Below are 12,497 nucleotides of genomic sequence, written 5' to 3'. Positions count from 1 at the left end.
CCTGCACCGGGCGCCCGGTCGTCAGTTTCTCCGCAAAGTCCTCTTGAACATTGAGCGTGACAATCCGTTCGTCATTCGTTGCCATGCCTGTCTCCTGTAGCGACAATTATTGCCTAAACCAGCCTCGCAAAGGCGGAGCGACTGGATAGCCTCCGTTCGGCTCCCAAGTGCGGCGGGTATAGTTCGCCGCCAAGCCCCCGATTCGTTTTCGCCTTTTATTCCCCATGATACATCGTTGGACGCCGACGGCTCGAACGTGCTCTGGATCGTTGAGGTTTGGGCAGCGACGCGCCAGCCGAACGTCGTCCTTTCGTCCTCGGGAAGTGGCGTATCAGATTATCCCCAGCAACGATCAGAAACGAGACATGATGTGCAATGGCCTGGTCAACAAGCGCCGTGAAGGCTTCGCGGCTTGCAGTCGCCAACCGAGCGGCCAGTTCTGGATCTCGTGCAGCGATTCCGACCAAGGGGCTGCCTAGATGGAGATCGGCGGCGTGAATGAAGCTGAATGTCATTGCTCCATGATACGAGCGCACCCGCGAGAGGAAGACCTGTTCTGAGGTCATAGTTCTTCTTTTTCCGTTCACTCGGCCACCGCTCCGGTGTAAAAGCTGCGCCCTTCGGCTCTGCGTTCAGAACTCGCGTACCGCGCCCTTTGGGTATTGGACTCCTCCCCCCTCGCAGGCTCCGGGTCCCTTTCCAAAAACTTCTTCTCTTGGCAACGCGGCCATGCCACGACTTGGGAGCAGCCACCTTCGCGCCCTTTGGGATGTGTCCCGATTGACCGGGCAAAAAGGAGAAACACCATGCAGACCCAACAGACCATCACCCTCTTCGGCACCGTCAGCAACTCAGCCACCAGCCGCATCTCTAAGAACGGCCGCAAGTACACCGCCTTCGGAGTTGCCATCCTCTCAGACCGCAACCACCAAGCCTTTCACTACAACGTCGTTGCCTTCGGCAAGCAGGGCTACTTCGCCAAGCCTCTCCAGACCGGCACCCGCATCAAGCTAGTCGTCCAGGCACAGTCCCAGCCAGACAACATCGCCACTCTCCCACTCCTCACCGCAACCTTCGTGCGACCGGTTCGTCCGGTTGCGCGGGGATGGTGCTTTTCAAATTGTCTCGGCACTGGCGAGACAATTACCTTCGGCGTTATCGGCAGGTTATCGGTAGAATAAAGACGGGATAAAGACGCTTTATTCGCATCTTGAGGCTTTGACATGGCAGCGAAAGACCCCGGATTTCAGCCCGTCTTCAGCATCACACCGGCCATCGCTCGCGGGTTGATGCGAATCGAGGCGGTGAAACACGCTATCGAGGCGTTGCCCATCACGCCGCGTGTACTGGCGAATCTGCGGGAGACGGCTCGGCTGTATTCGACGCACTACTCCACGATGATCGAGGGCAATCTCCTCACTCAAGAGCAAGTCGCACAGATCATCGCCGAAGATCAGCACTTCCCGGGCCCGGAGCGCGACCAGCAAGAGGTACGCGGATACTATGCCGCGCTTGACGAGGTGGAACGTCTTGCCGGGAGCAAAGCTGGCCTTACGGAGAAGAACGTCCAGAGTCTGCACGCCCTCGTCATGGGTAATGGCAAGTCCCGCGCCAAGCCGACGCCCTACCGTGACGAACAGAACGTCATCCGAGACAGCCGGACAAGCCGAATCGTCTATATGCCGCCGGAGGCAAAGGCAGTCCCGGAGTTGATGGCGCAGATGGTCGAATGGATCAACGCGAAGGACGAGCTGCCTGTGCCGTTGAAAGCCGCCATAGCCCATTATCAATACGCCACCATTCACCCGTACTACGACGGCAACGGGCGGACAGCACGACTGCTCACCACACTCATACTCCATCTCGGCGGCTACGGTCTCAAGGGGCTGTACGCCCTGGAGGAGCATTACGCGCGAGACCTCAAAGCCTATTACGAAGCCCTGACTGTCGGGCCGTCCCACAACTACCACCTGGGCCGCGCCGAGGCCGATCTCACCGGCTGGATTGCCTACTTCATCGAGGGCATGGCGACCTCGTTTGAGAAAGTTCACGCACAAGCGAAGAAAGAATCTCAGACTGGAGCAGCAGACCGCTCTCAACTTCTCAGGACTTTGGACGCCAAGCAGCGGAAGGCGCTCACGCTCTTCGGGCAGTCGCGCGAAGTCACAGCAAAGGAGATCGCCGAACTGTTCGGCTTCCAGCAGCGACCGGCAGCAGCCCTATGCCAGCGCTGGGTCACCGAAGGATTTCTGATTATCGCCGACCCGTCGAAGAAGGCTCGCCGCTATCGCTTGAATGATGAACTTGAGGAGCGCGTCGCCGGCAGGCGCTAATTGGCTAATGGCCTATTTAGCACAGCCGGTGCAGACCGGCAGCTCGTCTGATCCGAGAAGCCGACTCATCAGGAAAACCCACTTGTTGGCAGAGATTACTTTCCCCGCTAGGATGGCCTTATGCGAGTAGATGCACTGTCCTCTTCGTTGGCTCTTTGCCCGTATCCGCACGGAATGGTTAACATCGACCGCGGCATCGAGGGAAATGGCTACTATCCCGGGGCGCGTGGCTTCGCTGCCGGCACCGATCCTACCAATGGGATCATGCTGCTGGGCAGAGATTTTGGCTTGTATTCTTACTACGTCAAACGATCTCGAATCTCGAATGCAGACGAGACTATGTATACGTGGCAGCGTACCGTTGACTGCATTCTTGAACCGCTATCAGGGGTCGGCGTCTGGGCCGTGAATTACTTATTGGGCGCGCGTAGAGAGCCGCCAGCAACGGGTAACCTCCGGGATCTAATACCGGACGAGCAGTGGCAACCATATGAGCAATTCTGTTGGGAATTTCTCGGAAGAGCTGCAATTCTGCAAAAGCCGAGGCACATCGTTGTTCTGGGCGGTAGCAACCATGAGGATCTGACTGCTGCAAATCGGTTGCAGACTCCGAGCCATACGTTTCGGGATGGTTCACAGGAACATTCTGCTCGGATACATCTGGCACCACATCCTTCGTCGTTACGACCACATATAGCAAGGGAGAAGGCCAGGGCGTGGTACAAAAGCTTGGCCCAAAGTTGACCTATCGTTATCACTACGTTGATTGGTATTGACGAACGCGCTCTTCGTCAGGAACCCCGTTCCTGCTAGCCGACTTCCCAGTACTTCTCTAGAGGGAGTCTGAAAGAATGCGTGATGATGAAACCGATTAAGCGATTACCAAGTGCCGATTGGCAGACGGACGACCTTCACGAACTCTGGGCCGAAGCATCGGCGGAATCGTTGGGCACTGAGTTTGTTGCGATCCATGCGTTCCTCGACTACTGTCGGCTGCTACAGGATGTGCGGGATAGCTTTCTCGTGCAGGATCGCCAGTCGCCGTTCGACCGCGTGTTCTTTTTCCTTCGCGGTGGATACTTCGCTTTCGCCTACCTTAACATGACTTTCGAACTTCTCGACCGCGCAGTCATTTTTGGGGGGCTCAATCATGGTGGTCAACCCGTGGATCGTCTTAAAGACTACCTTCGAAAGCTTGCTTCCGCAGCGCGTGACCAGGGCAAACGACGCTTGCGCCTACTGCTAATTGACGAGGTCAAATCCGGTACCGGTATGGGGCGGGCCTTGAACATTATTGAAGGTGTTTTGCGCGAGGATGAGTGGAGAGATGCCATTGATTGCGATTTGACGTTCTACGCGATCCGCCCGGGCCAGAAGATGACCTCAGAACTCGAAGGAGCCGCGAAACGATGGAGCGGAGCGCGGCGGAACAGGGCTCCCGGGCTATCAATAGCGATCGCGCATTTCGCAGGGCATCTACCCGGCTACGACGACGACCGGAGGTGTGGGATAAAGCGAACGTCGGATAATCGCGATCCCCAAAAAAATTATGATCTGGTCAAGCACGCGACAGGTAAAGTGCGATTTGTCTGTAACCGAGCCAAACCACGAATAGCTTTCGCGCAGCTTGAACGCCAATGTCTCGTCGAGTTTCTCTCTAATCTTGCGGTTTGGCTAACAAACAAGCCTACAGGATCAATCATTTCGTCGATTCAATTCGGAGTCGAGTCGCGCGGTTGCGAGCACTGTAGACAGTGCTTTACTGAGGTCCGGAAGCGTTCAAGCGCAACTAGTGGCTTCCAATTTGGCTAGGACGTATCGATTTTGAAGGAGCAGACTTCGTGATCCTGGCGAAGGCATTTGCTTGAACTTCAACGAGCGAAGGTCAGGATCGCCCCGATGATCAGTGCAACGATACTACCTGCGACGATCCACCACCTCAGAGGCATCTGGAAACGTTTTGCGCCGTGCTTGGACTCTCGCTCGTGCCTCGCTTCGATAGCGCTTCGGATCATCGCTACTTGAACGACAGCAGGGATCGTGACCCGGTAAGCTTCACTAGCGATAGATTGCGCGGTCAGGAAGCCAACCAAACACCATCCCGGAGGGCCGGCAAAAACCGACACACCTTTGGTCAGGCCAGCATTAACAACTAAGGAAAGCCCGTGTCCTAACAGAACGTGTGCTACCGCATTCGCGATGATGACGGTTAGTTGGTAGGCCGCAAAGCCCGAAAGGTGAATGGCGGTGATGACGGCTGCTGGTAACGCGGGCCGGGCGACGAGCGTCAAGTCGCGAACTCCCACCTGTCTCAAAAGTGCAGTTCGTTGCTCTGGTGTTGCCCCTTCCCAATACTTCTCGGCAAGCTTCTGAAGGATCCGCTTCTCCACCTCTGCCGTATCACCTTCCCGCAGAACACCAAGACGTTTGGCCACATCTCGGACTATCTCCTCGTAGAGAACACCTCTACCAGAGCGGAACCTAGACGCTAGAGTGTTGGCACCGAATTTCTGCAATTCAGCAGCGATGTCATCAACGTACAGTCGATGATGGGGATGATTGGACTTGTAAGCCGGAAGGCGCTTTAACTGACAGGTGATACCCCCGCGCTCAACGAGGCATGCGACCAAACCGTCGAGTTCTGACTCGGCTGCTTGTCGCAGGAGGGAGACCAACTCGTCTTCCGCTATAAGGGGAAGTTCCACTGCGTGGCCGACCGCAGGGATAAATTGTTCCGGCGCTAAGGCGAGAGGAAAAGACATCGAATCACCAAACAATTGAATTCCCAAAATGCTAACCCATCAGGATCGGAGCGTCTGATGCAGTAGGTGGTGAGAAGCGCGCTTCTCACCAGTTTGCACCGATCTGTCTCAAGTCGTTAGCATCCGATTTGAAACGTTTGATTAAGTGATCCCTACCTCACCGGACGATTCAGCACTGACAGCGCAGATCGCAAGCTCGTCTGGTCCATGTGAGCGTACCGCGCCGACATCGAGATCGTCTTGTGACCGGCAGCTTCTTGGATGACCTTCAAGCCCACACCCTTTTGCGCCAGCCGAGAGCAAAACGTATGCCGAAGGTCATGCCATCTGAAGTTCTCAATCTTGGCGTCCTTCAACGCCTGCGCCCACCACTTCTTGTTGTCGCCGATGGCGAACACAGCACCAACCGGAGCAGGATCATTCCGCCCCGCCCGCCGACCAAGATTCAACTCCCGCAAAAGTTCAAAGGCTGCGACTACATCATCAATCATGTAGACCAGACGGTTCTCGCCATTCTTGGTGTCCCGCAGGGTGATGACGCGCTGCTCGAAGTCCACATCGGTCCACTTGAGGCCGTACTGCTCACCCTTCCGCATACCTGTTCCCAGAGCTACATCGAGTTCGCAGAGACGATGCCGCACAAGCGGCTCCTGATACTGGGCAAGGTGAGCCTTCGTCTCAATGTGACTGAGCAGCGCAGCGCGGAGCCGCTCCTCCTCCTCCGGCTTCAGCCAGCGAATCACTCCGTTGTTCATTCGCCGCTGCTTCACATCCCGCGCCGGATTGACCTGAACTTTGTCCCGGAGCTTGCCGTGTTGGTAGATCGCGGAGAGATGTGCCTTGAGCCGGTTCAGTGTGCCAGGCTTCAACGGTGCCTTCTTCGTGAGTCGCCCGTCACCCCGCGTACTCCGCCGTTGGACGCCGGTCAGCCAGTCCTCAATCTCCCAGGGCCGAACACTCGCAGCCGGTCTGTGACCGAAGGCCGCACGGATTAGGTCGAGACGTTGAGGAGGGTTGCGCTGATCCTTGAACAGATCGGGCCGACCCTGAACGTGCTTGAGATAGTCATCGCACAGGTCGTTGATAGTGACGCTTCCGCCAAGCACTTCGAGTTCAGGAATTGTCAGCACAGGTCGCTTGGCGGTCTCGGGAACGATGCCCTCGCCAGAGCGCCGCAGCGTCCGAGCCTTCTCAACATAATTGACTGCCGCAGCACGATTTCTCCCGAAGGACTTTCGTACCAACTTGCCATTGATTTTGAATCTTGCGTACCAAAGACCGGAACCCTCTTCGCGCTCGTAAATCCCCTCAACGGGGATAACTTTTCTTGGCATCGAATACTCCTGTTCTTGACCTGCGACCCTCGAACAAATAGTGCGAACTTTGTGCGGTAATAGAACGTGGGATACCGATTGGGATACCTGGCGTCTTTTATGCTTGCGAGCGTGTGCGTCGCTCTGCTGATATAAGTGTACTCCAAACCCCTATGGATATTGGCGATTGATCAACGTATGCGATTTTGTGCTACGCTGTGCAAACACCCGGAGTAACAACTCCTAACGCGAAGGTCGCAGGTTGGACTCCTGCCCGGGTCACCACTTCAAAGTCTTCGGACCACGCTCTGCATCGGGACTCCTGCCCGGGTCGCCATGTTACTCCCCTCAAAAATTCTTCATATATTCGATCAGCGCACGCTTGTCGGCGTCGCTTAGAGCCGTTCCAAAGGGATGCCCGCGGTCCTCGACGAAGTCCGGCACGTTGTCCTTGAACAGAATAAGCGTATTCAAGGCGCCGGAGCCCATGATCCCGCACAGCAGCCTGTCCATCGGACCCGATCGTCCAGAGTGTTGCCCCGGCTTCACGTGGACGTTCGCGATCAGGTCGATCGGGGTGTTCCGCGCGACGCACAGGCTACCGCCCTCTTCAAAGATCAGCCGGCTCCGCTCCGTGGTGCGCGGAATCGACCTGCGTCCGGGCCTCCGCTTCGGCCATAGCAACTGCTCCATCCCGCTCTCATACGCCGCCAGTCTTCCGGCCACGGACGGATCGCCGTTAAAGAGACCCACCGCGTTGTTGTGAAGAAATGGCGCCGTGGCCCAGATATTCACGAGCGACGGCGTACGGTAGTAACCGCATCCGCCGGTCGCCCGCACCGGCGGCAGATGCAGCAACGGATGCAGAGGATCCGCGAGTCCCGCAATGCGTAGGGGCGGCGAGTTTTTGTAGCTCTCCGACGAGAACTCCTCCCAGATCTGTCCGCGCTCCGCATTCGTCGCCAGGGCGCGCTGCGCGTTTGTGCCGATCTCCGTCGCCGGATACCGCTCATCGTCCGAGAGGTAGTTGCCGTCGAGAAAATCATCCCGCAGCACCGCCTCTCTGAACCACTGAGTCTCGTCGCCTGCCGCGCCTGTGGGAGGCCGCTTGCTGGAGTGGCAACGCGCGCAGCTCTCCGCGTACACCGTCTTCCCTCGCTTCAGCAGCGCCTCGTCCTTCGACAGATACTGCTCTCCGCCATCGGCATCCTTCAATCGCAGCGGCGCCAGTGTCCGGAGAAACGCCTCCAGCCCTTCCAGCCGGGCCACGGTCTCGGTCCAACTCTCGTCGCATGGCTTGCTCTGCCGCCGCGCGTTTTGGATGTGGAACGGCGTCTGCCCACGCGACATTCCGTAGACGGGGTCCAGCAGCGTCGTCCAGACGCCCGCGCAGACGCCGATGTTCAAATATCCCCGCATCGCGGCGCACGCCGTATCGTTTACGCCGCGCCTCTCCGCCGGATCGTCGAGACACGCCGAACCCACCGAGTCCGCGCCATCTTTCAACACGTGGAAGACCTGCCGCGAGACGCCATCGGCGGTGACGACCGTGTGCATCGGCCGATGATTCAGGTCCGCGATGGAGTTGATCGTGCTGGCGTTATCGATGTGATCCGTGGCGACCTGCGACGTATCCGATGTTCCCGGCGGCTCCGCGTTCGCCACCTGCCAGCGGAAGTCGCCAGGCTTCAGCTCCCGCGTCTCCGGATACTTCGCCGTGTTGAACCTCTGCTCGCGGAAGTACTGGTTTCCGATCCCCGGATGGAGATTTCGCCACTCCGGGCGCTCCGGGTCCGCGGGCGGATGCAGCGGGTTGAAGCCCACATGGCAGAAGCCGCAGGCCACGCCGATGAGATACGGCGGCTCGACCTTCGCCGGATCGGCCTGATAACGGGCCAGATCCCATGAATTCGCATCGAACTTCGGATTCCTGAACCTTCGCAGACCGACGATGCCGGCCGGTTCGCCCGTCTGTCCCACGCCCTCGTCTCTTGCACAGACATCGAGCCACAGTCCGTATGCGTCCGGCGTATCCGCCCGGGTGCAGTCGGGATCGTCGATCACGCCGAAGCGCCGAAAACGTTCGCCCCGGTAACGCGAGTCGATCGCCTGCAGCAGGTCGACCGTTCCATGCGTCCGCACCGCGAGAGACCGCCACAAAATCTGATCCCCCACGACATTGCCCTGCTCATCCGTATCCCCGCCGGTCCAGACGTACCACGTGTCGCGCCCCTGCCGCTGCAGCGGGGTCAACCCGGCATATCCATCGGCGTAGGCGCTTCGAGCATCCCCGCGAGCGCTGACGCGGCGCGCGGGCAGACACACCGCGAGAATCGGAAGACTCAGCAACAACCAGCAGAGACGACGAGCCATAGATAGGTCACTCCCATGCACTCAGCCTCTCGCATCGCGGCCGTCTTCCGTGCGCCGCGTGTGACACTTTCTCAACTGTCCTGCCTCTCAACTCCCTCGCCCCATCCTCCACCACCCGGCGTTTCGAGACGCAGGCGGCTTCCTCGCGGAACGCGCAGGCTGCATTTTCCGGGAAGCTCCTCTGCCTGCGGCTCCCCGGCTCGGGCAAGCCACGCGTGCCCGGCTGCGCCTTCGGTCCCGCCCTCGAGTCCGTAGGGACGGAAGACCCGGCGATCGGCCAGCAGCGTCACCTCGGCGTCGGCCAGCAGCTCCAGCTCTCTCACCAGCCCGTCGCCTCCCCGGAACTGCCCCGCGCCGCCCGAGCCTGTGCGGTAGGCGTACCGCCGCACGTGGAACGGATAGGCATACTCCAGCGCCTCGACCGGCGTGTTCAGCGAGTTGGTCATGTGGGTCTGGACGCCGGAGATGCCGTCCAGACCCGGACGCGCGCCCATGCCTCCTGCGGCCGTCTCGTAGTAGGTGAACGGTTCGCCCGTGCGTGGGTCGACACCGCCGATCGTGAGGTTGCTCATCGTGCCCGCGCTCGCCGCCGGAACACGCTGCGGAATCGCCTGCGCCAGCGCTCGCAGCAGCACATCGACCATCCGCTGCGACGTCTCGACGTTGGCCCCGGCCACCGCCGCCGGCGGCTGCGCGTCGACGATGCTTCCCGGCTCCGTCACCAGCGTCAACGGACGCAGGATGCTAGCCGTCGCCGGCGCGTCGTCGCCCATCAGGCAGCGCAGCACGTAGAAACAGGCCGAAAGCGTGATCGCGCGCACCGCATTCACCGCTCCCGCCACCTGCCGGGACGAACCCTTGAAGTCGATCGTCACCGCGGCATCCGCCGGATCGAAGCGCAGTTCGACGCAGATCCGGATCGGCTCGCCGGTCACGCCGTCGCTGTCGAGCCAGTCCTCCGCCCGGAAGGCTCCTGCCGGGATCGTCCGTAACTCCGCGCGCACACGTTCTTCGGAGTAATCCAGCAACTGCTCGACCAGCGCGCTCAGCCTCGGGGCATCGTAGCGCTCGATCAGCTCCAGCACACGCTGCTCGCCCACGCGGCAGGCGCCGATCTGCGCATCCAGATCGCCTCTTCGCTCCTTCGGCGTGCGCACATTCAGCAGGATCAGGTCGAGCAGCTCCCGGTTCAGCTCGCCGCCGCGCACGATCCGCACCGGCGGAATCCGTACGCCCTCCTGGAAGATCTCCCGCGCAGGGCCCATCGAACCGGCGTACATGCCGCCGACATCCGCATGATGCGCGCGGGCGGCGATGTAAAACTCCGGCTTGTCGCTAACTGGCCGCTCACTGCCAGGCCGAAAGACCGGCAGCACCATCGTGATGTCCGGCAGGTGCGTGCCGCCCGCGTATGGGTCGTTCAGGATGGCGATGTCGCCGGGTTCAAAGGCGATTGCCGCAACCGCTGCCTCGACCGACATGGGCATCGAGCCCAGGTGGACGGGCATGTGGTCGCCCATCGCAATCACGCGCGCCCGGCCGTCGAACACCGCGCAGGAGTAATCGCGCCGCTCCTTGATATTCGGCGAAAGCGCCGTCCTCCGCAGCGCCGCGCCCATCTCCTCCGCGATGGAGTGGACCATGCTCTGAAAGATCGCCAGCTCAACCGGATCATTTTTTGTGAGCTTCATACCGCCTCCTCTGCGATGTGGAGGATGAGGTTCCCGTAGCCGTCGACCTCCGCCGCGCAGCCCGGCGGAAGCAGCGTCGCGGAGGTGTACTCCGTAATCATCGCCGGACCTTCGAGCCGGTCGCCCGCGACGAGGTGGTCGCGGCGGTAGAGTCTCGCCGGCACGAATCGGTCGTGGAAGAAGATCTCGCGCGTCGCGAAACAGGCGGCTGCGCCGTCGCCAGGACGAGGCGCGGTCCAGACCGGCTCGTAGGGCTCCGCCGCGGCGACCATGCGCAGGCGCAGGTTCACAATCTCGAGCGGTCGCTGGGGATCGGCGAAGCCGTAGCGTTGCCGGTGCAGGTCGTGGAAGGCGGCAGCCGCATTCTCCGGCTGCGCGACGTCGTACGGCACGTTCAGCTCATACCCCTGTCCGCGATAGCGCAGGTCGATGCTGCACTCCGCGACGCCCTGGAGCCGCTCGCTGGCAAACTCCTCCACGCCGCGCCGTTCAAGATCGGCAAAATACCCGTCCAGATGCGGCAGCCGGTCGCCGGCCAGCATCACCGTCTGCGAATAGTCCCGCACCGAGTCCGCCAGCAGAATGCCGACCGCCGAGAGCGCGCCCGGCATCTTCGGCACCAGCACCTTCGGGATGCGCAACGCGCGAGCCAGAGCGCACGCATGCAGAGGTCCGCCTCCGCCGAAGGGCACGAGCGCGAACTCGCGCGGATCGTAGCCGCGCTCGATCGAAATCAGCCGGATCGCCTTCTCCATCTGCGCTTCGACCACGCGCACGATACCCGCCGCAAAATCCTCCACGGTCGCGAGCGCGCCTTTGTGCCCGGCCATGACGCGCTCCGTGCGCGGCCGGTCGAGCGCCACGCCGCCGCCCAGAAAGCTCGACACATCCAGTCGTCCGAGGACCAGGTTGGCGTCGGTCACGGTCGGCCGCTCGCCACGCCCAAAGCAGATAGGTCCGGGGTCCGCGCCGGCCGACACCGGTCCCACGCGCAGCATGCCGCCGGTGTCGAAGCGCGCGATCGACCCGCCGCCCGCGCCCACGGTATGGATGTCGAGCATCGGCACGCCGACCGGAACGCCGGCAATGTTCGACTCTCGCGTGCGCGCGACGCCGCCAGCAGCCGCGTCCGCCAGAAAGACGTCGGTCGAAGTCCCGCCCATGTCGCACCCGATGATGCGCGGAAAGCCTGCTTGGCTCGCCATCCGGCATGCGCCGATCACACCGCCGGCGGGTCCGGAGAGCACCGTCCGCACCGGTTCCTGCGCGGCCAGCCGCACCGGAATGATGCCGCCCGAAGACTGCATCACATCGACTCTTGCGCCCGGATGTTCGTCGTGAACGCGTTGCTGCAGGTTCAGCAGATAGCGCTCGATGCGCGGCGCGAGGTAGGCGTTGACCACCGTGGTCGCGCCGCGCTCGTACTCGCGGAACTCCGGCAGAATACGATGCGAAACCGAGACGGGCAGCCCAAGACCGCTCAGCGCAGCCTCCAGCCGGCGCTCCGTCTCCGGGTTGGCGAAGCCGAAGATCAGCGAGATCGCGACCGCCTCCGCACCGCTCTGCCCGATGCGCTCCGCCAGCGCCGCAAGTTCCTCCTCGCTTGGCCGCCGCAGGATCTCGCCCTCGGCGCTCACCCGCTCGGGCACGCCGAAGCGCAGCTCCGGCGGCGCCAGGCAGACCGGCACAGGCGCGAACCAGTCGTAGAGCTTCGCGCGCGTCTGCCGGCCGATGGCGATGATGTCCTCAAACCCTTCGGTCGTCACGAACGCCACGCGCGCGCCCTTGCGTTCGAGCATGGTGTTGGTTCCGACCGTCGTTCCGTGGCGCAGGTCTAAATGCTGCCCAACCCCGATGCGCGCAACAGCTTCGAGCACCGCCACGGACGCGTCCTTCGGGGTCGACGCGATCTTCAGCACCTCGATCGCGCCATCGCGCAGATACACGCAATCGGTAAACGTCCCCCCGGTATCGATCGCCACCCGCAAATCGGACTCCCTCATGTCGTAGTATCGAGTCAACCAA

Annotated in this window: 8 protein-coding genes; 3 read left to right on the top strand and 5 right to left on the bottom strand. The window is 61.1% G+C overall.

Annotation, left to right across the window (positions count from 1 at the left end; all coding sequences use genetic code 11):
- Positions 1–806: 806 nt before the first annotated feature.
- The 3 genes from CHB87_RS06055 (at position 807) to CHB87_RS06045 (ending at position 4,145) form a co-directional block, all read left to right on the top strand.
- Positions 807–1,181, top strand: coding sequence for a single stranded DNA-binding domain-containing protein (locus CHB87_RS06055; RefSeq protein ID WP_089407435.1), 375 nt, complete (start codon positions 807–809; stop codon positions 1,179–1,181).
- A 42-nt stretch (positions 1,182–1,223) separates the two neighbouring features.
- Positions 1,224–2,333: a Fic family protein gene (locus CHB87_RS06050; protein ID WP_089407434.1), complete on the top strand. Its 1,110-nt coding sequence runs from the start codon at positions 1,224–1,226 to the stop codon at positions 2,331–2,333.
- An 858-nt stretch (positions 2,334–3,191) separates the two neighbouring features.
- On the top strand, positions 3,192–4,145 hold the full coding sequence (locus CHB87_RS06045; protein ID WP_089407433.1) for a hypothetical protein: 954 nt from the start codon (positions 3,192–3,194) through the stop codon (positions 4,143–4,145).
- A gap of 59 nt (positions 4,146–4,204) precedes the next feature.
- Here the strand turns inward: CHB87_RS06045 and CHB87_RS06040 are convergent, their stop codons facing one another.
- The 5 genes from CHB87_RS06040 to CHB87_RS06020 form a co-directional block, all read right to left on the bottom strand.
- Positions 4,205–5,122 (bottom strand): YaaW family protein, encoded by a 918-nt coding sequence (locus tag CHB87_RS06040; protein WP_142988235.1) that lies wholly within the window; start codon positions 5,120–5,122, stop codon positions 4,205–4,207.
- 125 nt (positions 5,123–5,247) lie between these two features.
- The gene (locus CHB87_RS06035) at positions 5,248–6,429 is read right to left on the bottom strand and encodes a tyrosine-type recombinase/integrase (protein WP_089407431.1); all 1,182 of its coding nucleotides are present in this window, start codon (positions 6,427–6,429) and stop codon (positions 5,248–5,250) included.
- Positions 6,430–6,756: 327 nt separating this feature from the next.
- Positions 6,757–8,781, bottom strand: coding sequence for a hypothetical protein (locus CHB87_RS06030; RefSeq protein WP_142988234.1), 2,025 nt, complete (start codon positions 8,779–8,781; stop codon positions 6,757–6,759).
- 71 nt (positions 8,782–8,852) lie between these two features.
- Positions 8,853–10,472 (bottom strand): hydantoinase B/oxoprolinase family protein, encoded by a 1,620-nt coding sequence (locus CHB87_RS06025; RefSeq protein ID WP_089407429.1) that lies wholly within the window; start codon positions 10,470–10,472, stop codon positions 8,853–8,855.
- Complete coding sequence (locus tag CHB87_RS06020) at positions 10,469–12,475, bottom strand: hydantoinase/oxoprolinase family protein (protein WP_089407428.1); 2,007 nt, start codon at positions 12,473–12,475, stop codon at positions 10,469–10,471. The genes CHB87_RS06025 and CHB87_RS06020 overlap by 4 nt, the downstream gene beginning before the upstream one ends.
- Positions 12,476–12,497: the final 22 nt, after the last annotated feature.

This window comes from Granulicella rosea (genome assembly GCF_900188085.1).
Lineage (GTDB): Bacteria > Acidobacteriota > Terriglobia > Terriglobales > Acidobacteriaceae > Edaphobacter > Edaphobacter rosea.
The sequence above is the reverse complement of the archived record's forward strand: the minus strand, read 5'-3'. Positions and strand labels throughout refer to the sequence as shown.